The sequence below is a fragment of the Streptomyces sp. NPDC000410 genome (genome assembly GCF_040300305.1).
Lineage (GTDB): Bacteria > Actinomycetota > Actinomycetes > Streptomycetales > Streptomycetaceae > Streptomyces.
In genome coordinates this window covers 1-16614 of record NZ_JBEPDM010000057.1, presented here as the reverse complement: position 1 = coordinate 16614, position 16614 = coordinate 1, and the positions used below count along the sequence as shown (strand labels likewise).

The 16614-nt window shown below is 69.8% G+C and carries 14 protein-coding genes; 4 read left to right on the top strand and 10 right to left on the bottom strand.

Annotated features, from left to right (window positions below):
• The first annotated feature begins 88 nt into the window (after positions 1–88).
• Positions 89–1606, top strand: coding sequence for a carboxylesterase/lipase family protein (locus tag ABT342_RS33090; protein WP_351581989.1), 1518 nt, complete (start codon positions 89–91; stop codon positions 1604–1606).
• Between the two features lie 275 nt (positions 1607–1881).
• Here ABT342_RS33090 and ABT342_RS33085 read toward each other — a convergent pair whose 3' ends face one another.
• On the bottom strand, positions 1882–2754 hold the full coding sequence (locus ABT342_RS33085; RefSeq protein WP_351581987.1) for a Rid family hydrolase: 873 nt from the start codon (positions 2752–2754) through the stop codon (positions 1882–1884).
• On the opposite strand from ABT342_RS33085, the gene ABT342_RS33080 reads away from it, so the two are divergent.
• Positions 2686–3867 carry an IS701 family transposase gene (locus ABT342_RS33080; protein ID WP_351582025.1) on the top strand — a complete coding sequence of 394 codons (1182 nt, stop codon included), beginning with the start codon at positions 2686–2688 and terminating at the stop codon, positions 3865–3867. The two genes, ABT342_RS33085 and ABT342_RS33080, sit on opposite strands and share 69 nt — an antisense overlap.
• Positions 3868–4027: 160 nt before the next feature.
• Here ABT342_RS33080 and ABT342_RS33075 read toward each other — a convergent pair whose 3' ends face one another.
• Positions 4028–4423, bottom strand: a complete 396-nt coding sequence (locus tag ABT342_RS33075; protein WP_351581985.1) for a cupin — start codon at positions 4421–4423, stop codon at positions 4028–4030.
• 133 nt (positions 4424–4556) lie between these two features.
• Positions 4557–5675 (bottom strand): serine hydrolase domain-containing protein, encoded by a 1119-nt coding sequence (locus tag ABT342_RS33070; protein WP_351581983.1) that lies wholly within the window; start codon positions 5673–5675, stop codon positions 4557–4559.
• A gap of 185 nt (positions 5676–5860) precedes the next feature.
• Here ABT342_RS33070 and ABT342_RS33065 point away from each other — a divergent pair, with 185 nt between their 5' ends.
• Both ABT342_RS33065 and ABT342_RS33060 read left to right on the top strand, forming a co-directional pair.
• Positions 5861–6520, top strand: coding sequence for a TetR/AcrR family transcriptional regulator (locus ABT342_RS33065; RefSeq protein ID WP_351581981.1), 660 nt, complete (start codon positions 5861–5863; stop codon positions 6518–6520).
• Positions 6521–6689: 169 nt separating this feature from the next.
• The gene (locus ABT342_RS33060) at positions 6690–6815 is read left to right on the top strand and encodes a hypothetical protein (protein ID WP_351581979.1); all 126 of its coding nucleotides are present in this window, start codon (positions 6690–6692) and stop codon (positions 6813–6815) included.
• A 20-nt stretch (positions 6816–6835) separates the two neighbouring features.
• Here ABT342_RS33060 and ABT342_RS33055 read toward each other — a convergent pair whose 3' ends face one another.
• The 7 genes from ABT342_RS33055 to ABT342_RS33025 form a co-directional block, all read right to left on the bottom strand.
• Positions 6836–7693: an MBL fold metallo-hydrolase gene (locus tag ABT342_RS33055; RefSeq protein WP_351581977.1), complete on the bottom strand. Its 858-nt coding sequence runs from the start codon at positions 7691–7693 to the stop codon at positions 6836–6838.
• A gap of 324 nt (positions 7694–8017) precedes the next feature.
• Positions 8018–8401 carry a DUF6009 family protein gene (locus ABT342_RS33050; protein ID WP_351581975.1) on the bottom strand — a complete coding sequence of 128 codons (384 nt, stop codon included), beginning with the start codon at positions 8399–8401 and terminating at the stop codon, positions 8018–8020.
• 126 nt (positions 8402–8527) lie between these two features.
• Positions 8528–10102 carry a DNA primase family protein gene (locus ABT342_RS33045; protein ID WP_351581973.1) on the bottom strand — a complete coding sequence of 525 codons (1575 nt, stop codon included), beginning with the start codon at positions 10100–10102 and terminating at the stop codon, positions 8528–8530.
• On the bottom strand, positions 10099–11115 hold the full coding sequence (locus tag ABT342_RS33040) for a bifunctional DNA primase/polymerase (RefSeq protein WP_351582023.1): 1017 nt from the start codon (positions 11113–11115) through the stop codon (positions 10099–10101). Before ABT342_RS33040 ends, ABT342_RS33045 begins: the two co-directional genes overlap by 4 nt.
• Positions 11116–11981: 866 nt before the next feature.
• Positions 11982–12536: a telomere-protecting terminal protein Tpg gene (gene tpg, locus ABT342_RS33035; RefSeq protein WP_351581971.1), complete on the bottom strand. Its 555-nt coding sequence runs from the start codon at positions 12534–12536 to the stop codon at positions 11982–11984.
• Between the two features lie 6 nt (positions 12537–12542).
• The gene (gene tap / locus ABT342_RS33030) at positions 12543–14828 is read right to left on the bottom strand and encodes a telomere-associated protein Tap (protein ID WP_351581969.1); all 2286 of its coding nucleotides are present in this window, start codon (positions 14826–14828) and stop codon (positions 12543–12545) included.
• 455 nt (positions 14829–15283) lie between these two features.
• Positions 15284–15787, bottom strand: a complete 504-nt coding sequence (locus ABT342_RS33025; RefSeq protein ID WP_351581967.1) for a hypothetical protein — start codon at positions 15785–15787, stop codon at positions 15284–15286.
• Positions 15788–16614 lie beyond the last annotated feature (827 nt).

The following is a 16614-nucleotide window of genomic DNA, read 5'->3' as shown; positions in this document are numbered from 1 at the left end:
CTTGGTGTTGGTCCTGGTGCGCCGCGCCATGTGAAGCTGACGTCCTCACCGGCCGCGGCGTTCTGACGTGCAACGAGAGGCATTCCCCATGGACATCTTCCGTACGAAGAACGGTGTGGTCCGAGGTTGTCGGGCCGCGCCCGATGTCGTCGCTGTCCGCGGTATCCCTTACGCAGCCCCGCCGTTCGGGGCGAACCGATTCCGGGAGCCTCGCCCGGCAGAGGCATGGGTGGGCGTGCGGGACTGTACGGACTTCGGTCCGGTCGCTCCGCAGTCGGCGCAGTTGCCCGGCGCCCCGGTGTGGTCGCCGGGCGAGGAGGACATCCTCACCGTGAACGTGTGGACCCCGGCCCCGGCCCCGGCCCCGGAGAAGGGGCGTCTGCCGGTACTGGTCTGGTTCCACGGTGGTGCCTACACCTTCGGATCCTCAGCGCAGCCTGACTTCGACGGCACCGCGCCGGCCCGCGCCGGCCTGGTCGTGGTCACTCTCAACTACCGGCTCGGCTTCGAGGGCTTCGGCCACATACCCGCCGCCGATGACGAACCCGCCTACCCCGACAATCGGGGCCTGCTCGACCAGGTCGCGGCACTGCGATGGGTACGTGAGAACATCGCCGCGTTCGGCGGAGACCCCGGGAACGTCACCGTGGCCGGCCAGTCGTCCGGGGCCGCTTCCGTGGCCTGCCTGATGGTGATGGACCGCGCCCGAGGCCTGTTCCACCGGGCCATCGCCCATAGCGCCGCCAGCCCGTGCTACACGCTCGACATCGCCGCGGCGACAACTCGTGAGGTCGCCGCAGCGGCGGGGTGCCCGGCCTCCGCCGAGGGCCTGGCCTCCGCGACGCCGCAGGCTCTGGTCATCGCTTCCGACCAGGTGGTCGACGATTACCGGCACGACCCCGCCTCCGGATCGCGCCACTACGACCCCTCGCTCTACGCCCCCGTCCTGGACGGGGATGTCCTGCCCACCGACCCCCTCACGGGGATGGCCGCAGGGGCGACCCGCGGAGTGGACCTGCTGGTCTGCCACACCACGGAGGAATACTGGCTGCTCGACGCCGTCGGCAGCAGCGCGAAGATCACCACCGATGGTCAGCTGGCCCGCTTCGCCGAGGACTTCGGCCTCCCCGACGACCTGTTGGCCGGTTACCGCGCAGCAATGCCCGACGCCCCGGTACTCGATATCTACCTCGCCGTCTTCGGCGACCTGTTGTTCGGCGAGTACAGCAACCGCCTCGCCGAACTTCACGCCCGAAGCGGCGGCCAGGCGTTCCTGTCACGCTTCGACCGTCGGCGCACCGGCCCTCAGGGGGTCGTGCGGGCCTGGCACTGTGCGGACGTCCCCTTCGCCTTCGGCAACCTCGGCAACGACCACCTGGCCTTCCTCATCGGCGGAGCACCCACCCCGGCAGACCACGCGTTGTCACGCCGCATGGTGCGCGCGTGGGCCGATTTCGCGGCCACCGGCGACCCTGGCTGGCCGCCGATCAGCCACTCCGCCACCCCGGCCAGAATATGGGACACCGACGACAGCCCCGTCGTCGACCGGCCCGCCGGCATCCGCGCCCCTTGGGACAAGGCCGAGTTTCCAGTTCTGCGCCCGTGAAGCTCACGTCCGGCTGCTCACCACCCCGGGCGTGACCGGCCGCTCTCCCCTCCCCCGGCAGGATCAGCGGGGGGGGCGGCGACCGTTGGCCTGGAAAGACGGCGGCGGTCGGTACGGCTCGGCATCGCCGCCCCGTAGGCCGTTCGACCACGGAGGAACTGTTCTGACCGCACGTCAGGGCCGGCCGGACACGTCCCGTCAGCCGATCGTGCTACGGCGCTGTCATCGACCACGCGGCGAGTTACGCCTTTGCCGTCCCGATCCGCGGGTTCGTCCTATTCGGGAACGATCGCCACTGCGTCGATCTCCACGAGCGCGCCTGGGCGAGCATGTCCTGCGGTCGAAACGACCGTGATGGCTGTGCGGTGATTGCCCCACACCGATCGCGACGCCGCGTATCCCACCTGCGCGTCGACTCCATGGACCAGGTAGATGTTGAGTTTGGCGACATGCTCAGGACCGGTACCCGCGGCAGCAAGCACTGTCAGCACGTTTCGCATTGCCTGAGCGGTTTGCGCCTCAATGCCGTCGAGCAGGTTTCCGGTGCTGTCGGTGCCGAGCTGGCCACCGACATAGAGCGTCCGGGCAGCGGGGGCGATCACACCCTGCGTGAATGCAGGGTTGCTGTGGAGTTCTTCAGGGTCGAGGTGTGTCGTCTTCGCGGTCATGAGCCTCTCCCCGGAGATGCCGGGTTTCGTGTGCAGGTAGAGGTCGCGCAGCAGGCAGACCTCGGACAGGTGATGGATCAGTTCGCGGTGGATGTGCAGCACCAGGTCAGCCATGGGCAGCTCGGGGAAGGGCTCCTTCGCGCCGACCGGGACCCGGAGCCCGGCGTCGCCGAGGCCGCGCACCCCGGCCAGCCAGACGTCGAGCTGGGTCTTGAGCTGGTCGAGTGCGGTGGCCGCGCTGCCGGCGTACTCCCAGGTCTCGTACGACGCCGCCGGCGCGCCGAAGTGCGCCGCGTTGCGCGCGGCGAGCACGCCGACGATGACGTGACCGAGTCGCCAGGCGATCGTGGTGAAGGCCGCCGGGACCGGCTGCGGGGAGGCGTAGTCCATCGTGAAGTCCCCGGCACCGAGCTGCACGGGCGCCGTCGAGCTGCGGCGCGGCCGCACGCTCCAGGCGTCCGGCACGAGCGGTTCCTGCATCGGTTCAACAGGTCGGAGCCGCGTGAGTCATCGTTGGCGTATATGCGGGGGCTGGTCGCTCCGCTGGAGCGGAAGAATGGCTGGACGCTGGCGGAGGAGGCTGGGCATGCCGGTCCGGACCGGATCCACCGGCTGCTGAACCGGATCGACTGGGATGCGGACGAGGTCTTGGACGACGTGCGGGACTACGTGGTCGAGCATCTTGGCGACCCGGAGGCGGTTCTGATCGTGGACGACACCGGCTTTCTGAAGAAGGGCGTTCGCTCGGCCGGTGTCCAGCGGCAGTACTCCGGCACCGCGGGACGGACGGAGAACTGCCAGGTCGGTGTCTTCCTCGCCTATGCCACCGCTCGGGGCCGCACGCTGATCGACCGCCGCCTCTATCTGCCCACCTCCTGGACGGACGACCGCGACCGATGCCGGAAGGCCGGCATCGACGAGAGCACCGGTTTCGCCACCAAGGTCGAGATGGCCAAGGCCATGGTCCGCCGCACGATAGCGGAGAAGATCCCGTTCCGATGGGTGACCGCCGACGCCGCCTACGGCTTCAGCAAGGGCTGGCGCCATGAGCTCGAGCGAGCCGACATCTTCCACGTCATGGCCACCACCCGGCACGACACCGTCGTCACCCGCTTCGCCATCGACCACCCCGTGAACGACCTGTTCCACGGCCTGCCCCGCCAGAAGTGGAAACGCCGGTCCTGCGGTGCCGGCGCCCATGGCCCGCGCGTTTTCGACTGGGCCCGCGTCGAGGTCCGCCCCTGGCACCGGCCCGACCGGCAGCACTGGGTCATCGCCCGCCGAAGCGTCCGCCGACCCGAGGAGATCTCCTACTACATCGCATACTGCCCCGCCGGCACCACACTCGACGACCTGATCCACATCGCCGGTTCCCGGTGGGCGATCGAGGAATGCTTCCAGACCGCCAAGCAGGAATGTGGCTTGGACGACTACCAGGTCCGCCGCTACGACGGCTGGCACCGCCACATCACCCTGGCGATGGCAGCCCACGCCTGCCTGACCGTCCTGCGAGCCCGCGAACTCGACGCCGGGAAAGCAGAAACGGATCCTCTCAACTCATACCCCTCAGCCTCCCCGAACTCCGACGCCTGATGAGCCGGCTCACCCGACCCCGCCCCAGCATCGATCACGTCCTGCACTGGTCCAACTGGCGCCGCCACAGACAACACCAAGCCCGCATCAGCCACTACAAAAGACGAGGCCACACGCCACCCGAAGCTGCCCCACCGTCACGCAAAAGACCGTTGCAGTACTAGGCTTCGGTCCACTTCTCCTCGCGGGTGCCGCGTGGCAGGGTGACGGCCATCATGTCGCTGGGGGCGTCCACTGCGAGGCGGTGCCATCGCCCGCGTGGCACGATGGCCGCGGTTCCCGCACCCAGTTTGATCTCCTCCTCGTCGTCTCCCGGCTGTTCCGGGCGGAGGATGATACGTATTCCGCCGGTGAGGCAGGAGACGAATTCGTCCGCCTCGGTGTGGATTTCCCAGTGGTCGCCGTGGACGTCGGCGTCGGTCTCCGCATGGGCGACCATCAGCAGCCAGCCGTCCCGCTCGAGCTCGGTGTCCGTTGTGGGCTGCTCGGTGTGCACCTGGCCGCCTGGGTGAAGGTGGACCAAGGATCCGAAGAGTTCGATCCGGGTGACAGTCATGTGAGGACGGCCTTCCTGTGGTGGTCTTTCATCGGGTGAGTTGTGGGCAGGGGATGCCTGCGCCTGCAGCAGACGCAGTGCGTAGTCGATGCATTCGTCGCGCAGCGGATCGAATTCCGCGATGGCAGGCCGGTCAGCCGTACATCGCCACGCGGTGGAGAGTCGCAAGCGCCTCGTCGATGGGATGAGGCTGCGGCTTGCCCGAGGAGTCGAGCCTGTTCCACCTCTGCAGGTTCACCGCGACCGCCATCTGCCGCTTGCCGTCGGCACGGATCATGGCCAGCGCGCCGGCCCCCCAGACCGTGCCGCCATGGCCCCAGAAGGCGACCTGACCAGGTGCCTCCATCGGGTACAGGCCGAGGCCGTAGTCGCCCGTCTTCCCCTCCTGGGTGACGACCGGGACAGTGCGCTGCATCTGCTCCAGCGACGACGGGCTGACGATCTCCCCGGCCAGCAGCAAGCCGTAGAAGCGGTTGAGGTCCGCGACGGTCGATATCAGCGAGGCCGACGGCCCCACCCATGACATGTCGTAGACGCTGTAGTCGCGCGGCGGGTCGATCATGCCGAACCACGCCTCGTACATGTGCGAGTGCGGCCCGTCGACGTACGGTCCGGCGGGGAATCCAGTGTCCTGGAGCCCGGCGCGCTCGATGACGTTCTTGGTGATGTGCTGCTCGGCCGTGGTGCCGGTCACCTGTTCCAGGAGCTGGACGAGGAGCAGGTAGTTGGTGTTGGAGTACAGCCCCGGCGTACCGCCCGGGGCGCCGACGGCGGGTGCGGTGACGCCCATCTCGATCAGTTCGGCGGGGTCGAACCGCGTGAACCGGTGGTCGTCCAGGCTCTCGGGTCCGGTGTCCGCGAGTGCGGGGAACGCCTTGAGGGAGGGGTAGGCGTACGGGAAGTACTCGGCGAGTCCGCTGCTGTGATTGATCAGCATCCGGACCGTGATCGCGTCACCGCGCTCTCCGGGAACCAGCTTCGGAAGGTACCGGCCGATCGGTGTGTCGAGCCCGATCCGGCCGGCCTCGACCTGCTGCAGCACCGCGGCGGCGGTGAAGGTCTTGGTGATGCTGCCGACGCGGTGCCGCATGTCGGCGGTGACGGGGCGGCCGGTCGCGACATCGGCGACCCCGGCGGCGCCGCGCCAGACCTGGTCGCCGTCGCGCACCTCGGCGAACAGGCCCGGCATCCCGGCGCGGTGGACGTTCTCGATGGCGGCGTCCAGCGCCGCGGGATCCAGTGAGTTGCTCACGACAGGTGTCCTTTCGCATGGCTCGGGGTGAGCTCCACGCCGGTCGTCCGACCCGGGTGACAGGGCACGCGTGGCACGTCGGCCCGCCTGCTGCCGGTCGCTCGGCACGCTCATGTCCTCATTATGCACGCGGTGCGTGCAGCACCAAGTGCATAGGTTAGACTGAATCCGACGAGAGGGGCGAAATGGCAGGTCGAAGGCGTTGGTCGACCGAGGAAATCCTGGATGCGGCAGCGGAGTTGCTGCGCACGAGCGACGCGGAGTCGTTCAGCGTGCGCAAGCTCGCCGCGGCCCTTGGGACCGATTCCTCCAGCCTGTACCGGCACTTCCGCAGCAAGACAGAACTGCTGCGCGCGGTCGCCGACCGGATCCTCCTGGCCTCCATGGACGGCTACCGCGCCGAGGGCGACTGGAAGCAGCGCATCACCGCCCTGGCCCTGCGCGTGAGAGAGGCGTTCGGCCAGCAGCCCCAGCTCGCCGCGGTCTGGGGACGGTACGCGTCAGGCGGCGCCGGTTCCCGGCTGGTCATGGAAGAGGTGCTGCAGGCCCTGCGCGCGTCGGGGCTGCCCGACGAGGAGATCCCGGCGCGCTACCACCGGCTCGCGGTCCTCATCGCCGCGCTGATCGCCTCCGAGGCCGGAGTCAGCACCATCACCTCGGAAGAGTACGAACAGGGCATGGAGCTGTTCCGCGTCGCGGTGCTCGGCGCCGACCCCGAACGCTTCCCCGCCCTGGCCCACTTCGCCCGCGACGTCCGCCCCCTCGGGGTGGACCGCCGCGCCGCGTTCGAAGAGATCCTGGCCGCCCAACTCGCCCACATCGAGGCCGCAATCCGCCCCAGCTAGCCGACCTGCTCGGGAGTGTCGGCAGACGGTGGCGTCGTCTGCCGACACTCACCCAGGTGACCAAGAACCCGCAGGTGGGCACTGTCGGCAACCCGCGTCGGAACTCGACGTCGGTGAACGGTCCGACCGATAGCGGGACGTCAAGATCTTCCGCAGTCTTGAGGCCGGCGTGCCGCGCCTGCACGCGGACCGGATGCAGCTCCGGTCCGGAGGCTGCTGCCGCCTCACGGTCCTCGGTGCCGTCGACGACGGGACTGCCGAGAAGTTCGAGCGTCCGCATGCCCTCGCGGCCTGACCGGCCCCGAACCGCCGCGATCACGCCGAGAGGAACGGCTCCGTCAAATGCGGCGTCGCCAGGTGCAGCGTGCTGGCGGTTTCGCGGCCGAGCATGCGCTCCCTCGAGTGCCTGGCCGCCTCAGGGTCGGCCTCGTGCGCGTAGGCGAGCTCGGGGTGGAGCAGCTGGAGCGCGTGCACCAGGAGGTCGCCGGTGACGAGCGCCAGTTCGCGCCCGTCGGCGACCAGCACGCTCTGGTGTCCGGGCGTGTGACCGGGCGTGGCGACCACGCGTCCGGCGCGCAGCGGCGTGTCCCCGTCGAGGAGGCGGAGCCGGCCGGCGGCCGCGAGCGGGTCGGTGAGGGTCTCGCGAAGCTGCGGGTTGAGCGCGTCGAGGGCGTCGAACTCGGCCCGCTGGAGCAGGTATTCCGCGTTCGGGAAATAAGGGCGACGGCCGCTCTTCGAAGCGTTGCCGTTCACCGCGCCGCCCGCTGATGGGACGGCCGCCTCGGTCACGACCGCCCACCCGACGTGGTCGGTGTGCAGATGTGTGAGCACCACGGTGTCGACTTCGGCTGGGTCGATGCCCGCGGCGGCGAGCGACTCGGGGAGCACACCGGGCACGGGCGCCCACGAGCCGGCCGGGCTGTCCGCCGGACCGATCCCGGCGTCCACGACGGTGAGGCCCTTGTCGCTGCGGATCGCGTACGCGCGGAACTGGAGCCGCCAGCGGCCCTCGGCGTCGACCGCGCCCGGGTCGTAGCGGTCGGCCTCGGCCCACTGAGCGGCCGTGGCCTCGGGGAACGCCTCGGCGCGCGGGGAGAAGAAGGGGCCCTCGGCGTCGGCGAGGGCGATGATCTCGGTCGAGCCGATCCACAGGCGGGGAACGCTGAGAGACATGATCGCGATCCTGCCATGCCCTCCCCGCGGGTGGTGACTCGCCCCATGCCGTGATGATCTCGATGTGGGACGAGGTGATCTCTCAGACGCCGGCTGCCACGAAGACGCCGCCCCGGCTCACCGAGCCGCCCAACCGGCGGCCCCGCGGGCTCGCCGACCACGCCCGCCTGCCGCATGGACCCGCCGACGCTCGCCGCGCCGGTTCTCCACGCGGGCACGTCGACCATGCGTAGCGATGTCGTCCATCCCAGACACTTCAGCCCCTGACACAGAACCGCAGGTCAGAGGCTTGGCCTGCGAAGGTCAGGGACTGAAGGGACTGAGCTAGGCAACTGGCTGCGCGTCCGGTGACAGTCCGCGCTGGGAACGCTCGGTCTTCCGGCCGACCGTACGTGGCTCGATCGTTCGCGGATCCACCGCCTCGCCGGGGGCGCCCTCCTTGTAGAGCCCGTTGGGTTCCGCATCGCGGTCGTGCGGCAGCAGGTAGAAGACGCGTCGCTTCTGGAGGCCGCTGTCGGGATCGGCTTCGGCGGTCTCGCTCAGCTCGGTGAAGCCGACCATCCGGCCGTCGCGGTAGTAGCGGGGCTTGCCTCGGCGGCGGGGGGTCTTGTCGAGCGCCTGGCGCACGTAGTCCAACTCGTCGGGGTCCTCGAGCCACACCACCCTGTCCTCGTGGGCGAGATCGCTTGCTTGGAGTAGCGAGCTCACGGCCGTCGTCCCTCCTCAGTTGACCGATGGGCTATCTCTGTACGCCAGGCGCCTGCCTGTGCTGGGGTCATGGTCTCTTCAATCGTAGGCGGGCAGGGATGCCGGAGAACAGTGCGTCGAGGTGCTTCACGTCCTCACTGCCCCGTTCGCCTCGTTCGGCGCTCCGTCTTCGGCGAGCAGCGCGAGGCCGGGGTAGAACTTCTGGCCGTTGGACCGGAGCATCTCGTTGGGTGAGGAGATACCGACCTCGGCACGGATGCGGGTGGCGAATGCGCGGGTGGTGGCAGGCCTGAGACCTTCGCCTTCCTGGCACCACGTGCTGTAGGCGCGGTAGAGAGCTCCCTGCTCGACCCTGAGGTCGCGCGGGTCGGGTTGGTCGAAGCCGGTGGTGCAGCACTCGGCCAGGAAGCGGCCGATGTGGTCCTCGGTGGTGGCGTAGGCCTGGGTGGCGGTGCGCACGACGCTCGGGCCGGTCAGGGCCGGCTTGGTGGCCAGGTATGCCTGCGCGCCCTTGATCATCCAGTGGAGGATGCCGGGGCCTTCGTCCCGGACGAGCTCCTCCGCGAGATTGTCGATCTTGCGGTGGTCGGGAACGACTCGCTCGAAAGGGATGAGGCGGATCCGCCGCCAGAACGCATGACCGCCGGTGCCGACCTCGGGGCGGTGGTTGCCCAGCAGCCACAGCTTGTGCGTGGGCTCGAAGCTGAAGTAGTCCTGCCGCATGCGGCGGGCCTTGAGGCGGTCGCCGCCGGTGAGGAGTTTGACGCGGGCTTCGTCGAACTTGTCGTGGGGCTTGAGCTCGCTGCACACGAAGAGCCGACGGCCGTGGAGCTCGGTGAGTTCGGTGCTGTGCTCGTTGAACTTGCCGCGTTCCATCAGGAAGCCGGGCGGGGCGACGTCGGCGTAGTCCCCGAGGATCTTGATGATGATGTCCATGAGGGCGGACTTGCCGTTGGCGCCGATACCGAAGAGGAACGGCAGGACCTGGCCGCCGACATCGCCGGTGATGGAGTAGCCGAGCAGGAGATGCAGAAAGTTGATCATCTCCTTGCCCTTGTCGTCGTCACCGAAGGTCTCGTCGAGGAACCGTGTGAAGCGCGGGGTGGGAATCGCTTCGGGGGCGAGGTAGGTGGCGCGGGAGTGCAGGTCGCGCAACGGGTCGGGCTTGCGCAGCCGGCCGGTACGCAGATCCACGACGCCTGCGGGCGTGCACAGGGCGTACTTGTCTCCGTCGAGGGTGTCGGGGTCCAGGGCAAGCCCGGGTGAGGCTTTGGCCTGGGCGAGCATGGCTTTGACGCCGGAGGTGGACATGGCCCGCTTGCGGTGCTGGGCCAGCTCGCGGTCGCTGAACATACCGCGGGGGTCGTGCAGGGGCATGTCCTCGGCCATGTCGCCGGCCGCCCAGATCGCTGCCTTCTCGCCGCCGGTGCGCTTCCACCTGTAGTCGGCCCACACGTACCAGCCGAGGCCTTCGACGTGGCGGAACTGCCGGGCGTGCAGGTGGGCGAAGAGCTTGGCGTTGCCGCGGTCGGTGAGGTTGGTCAGCAGTCCGGACCGGATGAAGTCCGTGGACGGCTCTCCCGGAATGGCGGACTGCTGCGCCGGCAGGTGAGGGGCCGCGCCAGCGGTGTCGGGGGTGAAGGCGGCGAGCTGCTCGGCGGCGGCGTGTGCGTCGAACCCGGTGCTGCCTGCGCTGCTCATGAGCGTCCCTTGGGGTGGATCGGGCGGCTGCGGCCGGCGCGGAATGCGGAGTCGATGACGAGCTGGTTCTTGCGGGTCTGCTGCGGCCGCGCGTACTCGGCTGCCTCGGTCAGCAGGGCGGTGCACCGGTCATGGGCGACGTGACCGGCTGCGGCGAGGCCTCCTGCGGTGAAAGCGGCTCGGTTGAGCTTCTCCGTGAATGCCGCCCCGGTGGGGGTGTCGGCACATTTGCGTACTTCTTCCAGGAGAGGGGCGAGGATGCGTTCGGCGTTGCTGCCTCGTGCTGGGGGGACCTGTGGGCGTCGGGTGGTCCTGGCGGGGACGGGGCGTGGGGTCGGACCGTGGCCGGTACGGGTCAGTTCGGCGTTGAGCCACAGCGGCAGTGGGGCGGGCAGCCGTGGCCCGGGCAGGGCGCGGTAGAGGCCCGCGGTGGTCCGGGTGCCCGGGGCGACGATGTAGCCGCCGGTTGCCCTGATGTCCACCTGCCAGGCGAGAGCGACCCTGGGGCTGGATCCGCTCGAGGAGCGCAGGGGCGCGCTGCCGGGCGGCAGGCGGTACCAGAGGTGCAGGCCGCCGGAGGGGGTGCGGACGCGGAGCGTCGTGGTGTCGTCCGCCGGGTGGGGCTGGGATCGCAGGGCGGCGAGCAGGGCGAGGGTGTCGTAGCCGGAGGACAGCCCCGTCAGGTCCACCCGGTCATCGATGGGGATACCCGGCAGGAGGCGATCCCGGTGAGGTACAGGTGCGGTGTGGCGGTCGATGTCGAGGACGATCAGGCCCGCCGGGCCGCAGGAGATCCCGATCCCGAAGTCCGGCTCGAGTCCCCACCATGCGTCGACGAGCGCGGCGTCCGTGGTGGCGGCGTGGAAGCCATGGCACCAGCGCCTGCCCCGACAGCCGCACTTGGCGGGGTCGTGGACGTCGGTCCGGCAGTGCGCGCAGTTGGGTGCCGGGGTCTTGGTGCCGGGGGCGAGGGGGTGGACCGGGTAGCCGTGGGAGGCGAACCAGCGTGCCACCGCGTGCCGCTGCGCGACGTCGCCCGCATCGGGGGGCGGCGGGCTTGCGTGGTGGACGGGCACGTTCGGCTTCCTCGGCGAACCTGACAGCAGGGGGTCGGTGGGTCAGTCCGGGCTTCCAGCCTCAGGGCAGGGACTGAAGGGACTGAATTTTTACAATGCCGGAGCCTAGCGCAGACAGCTCGCCAGACCGCGTAAGACCGTTCACCTGTTTCAGCTTTTCGGTCCCTTGAGTCCCTTCGGTCCAGCAAGATCGCACCCTTCGGCACTGAACGCCCCTATTGCGCCCATCGACTGTGGCGTGGGCAGGGACTGACGGCGCACCCGCATCGGGTCGGTCCCTGCGGAGGGACTCAGGGCACGCCGACCGAGCAGCCTCCCTGTTGCGTCCTGTCCCCTCCCTCCCCCTTCACCCCCCAACAGGGGCTGACAGGTCCTCTGGTCCCTTTCGGTCCCTGTCCCTTCAGTCACTGACAAACCCGCAGGTCAACGGCCCACCGCCCGCATGTCAGGGACTGAAGGGACTCAATTTCGCAGTTATGAACGCACCAGCTACATGAAGGTGGTTACGCGCGTACACGCATGCACACGCACGTAAAGAGCGGAAGTACCAATCTTGAGTCCCTTCAGTCCCTGCCGGATGAGGTAGATAGGCTCTGACCTGCTGTTTTCTCGCAGGGACTGAAGAAGGAGACCGGCAGGGACTGAAGCTGCCAGCCCCTGCCCCCTCCAAGGGCGAGGGTTTGCCGACCGATCTGTGTCGGCAAGGGAGGCGCCCGCCTGGGACCAGCGAGGAATGCCGCGCACGGTCGGCGTCAGGTCCTTGCTGCTGTCCGGTGTCGCTACAGGTGTCGCTAGAGGTGTCGCTAGAGGTCGAACTCGATGTGGTCGATGTCGGTGAACTCGACGAGGAGGCCGCCTGCTCGGCGGCCGTGGTCTTTGAAGTAGATCTCCTGCAGGCCCTCGGCGGCGATGTCGCGCAGCTGCTGCTCGGGGGCGCCGGCGTCCTGGGCGTCGAAGAGGCGGGCCGCGTACTCGGGTGGGAGGGCCACGGTGAGGTGGCGCAGCCGGGCGTCGTCGGTGGTGCCGGGGGCGGCGGTGTAGCCGAAGCGGGCCCGGGTGTCGACGACGATCCCGCCGGTGGTGGCCGCCGTCTGCCTCGCCCTGGCACGGATCTGGGGCTGCCACCGCTTCTTGACCTCACGCTCCATGCGGGCGGCCAGCTCGGGGCGCGGCTTCCTGATCTGGTCCTTGACGTACCGCTCGACGGTGCGCTGGGTGATCCCCAGCACCTCGGCGACCTGCCTGGTGCCCTTGAGCTGCTTGACCAGGTAGCGCATCTGCGCGCCCGCCGACTTCGGGATCGGGCGGGTGAACGCCTTCTGGAGGACCTCGTCGAGGCCGTCTGCGACCTGTTCCATCGCGGTCTACTCCCCGCCGTCGGTGTGGGTGATGTCGCCGTCCTTGATGTACCGGGCGAGGTTGAGGTCCTGGCCGTGCTCCTCGCGCATGCCCTCGCCCCACAGCACGCTCTGGGTGCCCTCCCACTTGACCAGGCCGGGGTTCACGCCGAGCTTGAAGCCGCCCGGGAGCGGCTTGCCTTCCCGGTAGGGCAGGAAGTCCAGCGGGCTCTCGCCGTCGGCCGCGTAGACGGCGCAGTCGGAGAGGATCGAGACCGGGTACTGCCCGGTGAAGGCGGCGTGCTTGACGATCTTGCGGTGCATGTTGACGCGGGTCCGGGAGATGACCGCGGCGCGGATGTCCGGGCGCCACGTCGGACGGGCGAGGGCCCGCCACGGCTGACCCGGCTTCCAGCCCTCGCCGCGCGGGCGCTCGCGCAGCTTGCCGATGCCGCCCTTGACCGTGGCCTTGATCGCGGACACCACGGTCGCGAGCTCCGGGTCGCGCTTCCGGTAGCCGTCCATCGCCGCGAGGAACTCCCGCGGCGACAGGTCGGTGCCGACGCCGAGGTCCGCCATCGTCGCGAGGTACGCGTCGCGCAGCCGGTTGTACCAGGCGTCCAGGTAGCGGCCGTTGTCGTACCGGACGTACGCCTCGATCGGCGCGACCTCGTAGCCGAGCTCCACCGCGTACGCGACGGTCGGCGTCGCGTACCAGGCCGGGCCGTCCGGGCGGTCGCCCTTCGGCGTGAACGGGCTGGGCAGCAGCTCGCCGTCCAGCCGCACCCACTCCTTGCCGGACTTCACCCGGGAGAGGTCGATGTGGGACAGGTCGACGAGCCAGGAGCCGGGCAGCTTCGGGTCGAACACCGGCGCCTCGACGTGTGTCGGGGCGCCGAGGCCGACCACCAGGCCGTTCGCGCCCGCGGCGAAGGCCATGTTGACGTCGATGCCGACCAGGTGCCGCTTGGTGCATTCGTCGTCGGTCAGCGGGCGCGCCCAGTCGTACGCCTCTTCCATCAGGACCTCCGCAGGGGTCCGCGTGTGGAATCGCGGGAGGCCGGCGAGCAGAGGGTGGCCGTCGGGGGCCTCGCACGGAGCGCAGTCGACCGGGTTCTTGCCCAGGCTGCCGGGGTTGTACTCGGAGTGCCGGCGGCCGTCGGCACCGGGCTCGGAGGCGCGGGTCGGCGGGTGGAAGGCGGTCATCAGCTCCAGGCCGGTCACGGCCGTGGAGCCGCGCGGCGTGATCACGCGGGCCGCGTAGGTGCCGAGCAGCTGGGCGAGTTCCGCCGCGGGGAGCTGGGCGGCGCCGTTCCAGTGGCGTGTGTCGAGCGCGTCCCACGACGGGATGCACAGCTGGACGCAGGAGCGCTCCGAGCCCTGCGCAGGCCGGTAGATCCTCGCCCACGGGCCGAAGCCGCGCTTCGTGAGCTGCCAGTCCGCGCGGGCCAGCTGCTTGGCGACCTTGTGGCCCTCCGGCAGCCGTCCGGCGCGACGCTCCTCGTCGGTGAGCTTCACCGGCAGGCCGTAGCGCTCCAGCGCGGCCTCGGTGAGCACGATCAGCGGGTCGGCGTCCTTGCCGGGCCCGGACAGCTTCGGCTGCCCGAGCCCGGCCTCCTTGAGGGTCCACTCCACCAGGGCCGGGAGGGACTTGGCGGGCACGTCCAGGACCAGGCCGCCGACGCAGTACCCCAGCACCTGGCCGTCGTCGGTGACGTCGACGACCGCGAGGGGGCCGTTCTCGAAGCGCGGGTCCGTGCCCGTGGCCGAGGTCTTCGCCGGGGCGGCCTGCTTCGCGCCCGGGCGGCGCGACGTCGCCGACGGCCTGGTGGTGCGCGCCGGGCGGGGCACGGCCGCCGGTGCGTCGGCCGCCGGGGCGTCGGCGGGCGGGGCGTCGGCCGGGCGGGGCCGGGTGTTCTCGGAAGCGGGCGTGGCCGAAGCGTCCGCCGCCTGTCCTGCGGACAGGGGCTCGGATTCCCGAGCCGGGGCCGGAGCGGGAGCGGGAGCGGGCGTGCCGGTGAGCGTGGCCGCCGCCGTGTCCTCGGCGGGCGCGGCCGTGTCGGCCGGGGCGGGGTAGAGCTCCGCGAGCTGCTTGAGCAGCCGGGCGTATGCCTCGCGCTCCGGCCCCCGCGGCTCGGTCGGCTTCTTGCTGGACTCCCAGCCGCTGACGGTCGCCCGTCGCACCCGCAGCGCGTCGGCCACCTCGTCCAGGGTCAGGCCGTGCGCCTGTCGCAGCCGCTTGCGTTCCTCCGGGGGAGGCAGCGGGGAGCGGGACGCGACCAGCGCGTCGACCGCGTCGAACAACTCGGACATGGAACACCTCCTGACCGGCACTCTATCCCAAGAACCGTACGAATCCCGTACCATTGGCGTACGAGTACCGTACGGATCGCGTACGACTGCGCTTTTGGCTGCGAACAGCCGACGCTCTGGAGGACTGGCGGAGGAGAGCGGCGTTTCGCGTGCGTTGCCCGAGCCGGAGAGCCGCCGGGTGCTGGAGCAGGTGATCGTCGGACCGGCGGGGCGGGCGCGGTACCGCCACCGGATCGAGTGGGCGGCGGTGGCAACAGCGGAGGGCCCTGAGCCGGCCGGGCATCCTCGACCGCTTGCTGTCCGAGGCACTCTGCGGCGGCGGCCGGTACGCGTCCTGGGCTGCGTGACGAGTTCGCGTACTCGGGGCACCTGCGGCCAGGAGTGCAGCGCTCCAACGACTTCGGACAGTTCTTGGGTGCTGCCTGAAGCGATGTGGTGGGCAGTCAGGCGAGCACTTACGAGCCTTCGTGCATCTTCCCGATCTTCCATGCTCGCGCCCGCTCTCCGCCGTTCTCGGGGCGGATTCGCTCGGCCAGGCAGTGCCGGTGGGCGATGATGGTGTGGCTTCCCGGACCTTCGTGGCTCCGCGAGTCCAGGACGAGGGCGTCTCCACCCGGGCTCAACGTGGTCGTTTCACCGCAGAAGTCGCAGCGCCGGGCGAGCGACTCAAGGTCGGCAGGCCGGATGCTGAGCCGCACTGATACCGGCGGATGCCAGCGATTGATCTGCTGGATCACCGCATCGATCTGCGAACCGATGGGTGGAAAGAGCGCGAGGAGTTCGTCATAGCTGCTCGTGGTCTCGGAGAACTGCCCGATCATGTCGACAGAGGCTGACAGACCGGCGTTCTCGTACCCGGCGATCTCGACGATCACACCCCATGGGTGATGGCAGAGGACCTTGGCCTGAACCTTCTGGCCAGGCATGAGTGGCAGACTCTCGCTCTCGAACCTTTCCACGAGCCGCTCCCCCATCCTTTGGCCCTGCCCGGTAGCCGTGCCCGGTAGCGCTCATGCGCGCGTGTCGTCGACGTCGGAACCGATCACCGCGCCAGGGCCCGCAAGGCGTCATCGTACTGGTGCCGGTTGAACCGGAGCGGGCCGAATGCTTCCTGCGGCGCCGGCCGGGCTGACCCGTAGGTGCCGATGGAGACCTTGCGCCGGGAGTCTGCCGACACGGACGAGGCCCTGATGGCGAGCGGCCGAGCGGCATCATCCCTGCTGACGGCTCACCCCGGGCCCGCCGCCTCCCGGTCAGTCCCTGGTCGGCCGGACAGGACCTGGTAGCCCTGGGCTGTGCTGACGGCGGCCACCGGCCCGCGTAGCGGGCACTGTTGAGTGTCAGCCGAGCTACGGCCGTAAAGAGTGCGAGCTCGCGAGTCCCGAGTGCTTGGTGGAACGCTTCGGTGTCGCCTCAGTGCAGTGCCCCGGCTGTCCGCTACGTGGGTAGCGGACAGCCGGGGCGGGTTCGGGCTGTCCGACCCCGGTTTCCCGGCTCGCCGTGGTGGTGCGGTTTCAGGGACGATCGTGGTCGTCCCGGTCGGTGTGGTCGGAACCATCGGAGTTGTCCGGCTTGCCACAGGTGCTTTCCGTGCGGTCTCCAGCGGCGAGGCTGTGTTCCTGTCCGCCGGCCAGGTGAGTGCTCGTGGCCAGTCCCGTCGCGATGGCCAGGGGAACGTCGCTGTCGGCGCCTGAGCTGCCCCGAGTTTCGTAGAGTCCGATCTTGATGGTTCAGGCGGACTGCGGGACTTGCTCCTGGCTCTGCCAGAAGGCTTGCTCGTACTCGG

Coding starts and splice junctions, on each gene's coding strand:
- ABT342_RS33065 (WP_351581981.1), top strand. CDS start 5,861: ATGGCAGGTCGAAGGCGTTGGTCGACCGAGGAAATCCTGGATGCGGCA.
- ABT342_RS33045 (WP_351581973.1), bottom strand. CDS start 10,102: ATGAGCAGCGCAGGCAGCACCGGGTTCGACGCACACGCCGCCGCCGAG.
- ABT342_RS33090 (WP_351581989.1), top strand. CDS start 89: ATGGACATCTTCCGTACGAAGAACGGTGTGGTCCGAGGTTGTCGGGCC.
- ABT342_RS33085 (WP_351581987.1), bottom strand. CDS start 2,754: ATGCAGGAACCGCTCGTGCCGGACGCCTGGAGCGTGCGGCCGCGCCGC.
- ABT342_RS33075 (WP_351581985.1), bottom strand. CDS start 4,423: ATGACTGTCACCCGGATCGAACTCTTCGGATCCTTGGTCCACCTTCAC.
- tpg (WP_351581971.1), bottom strand. CDS start 12,536: ATGGAACAGGTCGCAGACGGCCTCGACGAGGTCCTCCAGAAGGCGTTC.
- tap (WP_351581969.1), bottom strand. CDS start 14,828: ATGTCCGAGTTGTTCGACGCGGTCGACGCGCTGGTCGCGTCCCGCTCC.
- ABT342_RS33055 (WP_351581977.1), bottom strand. CDS start 7,693: ATGTCTCTCAGCGTTCCCCGCCTGTGGATCGGCTCGACCGAGATCATC.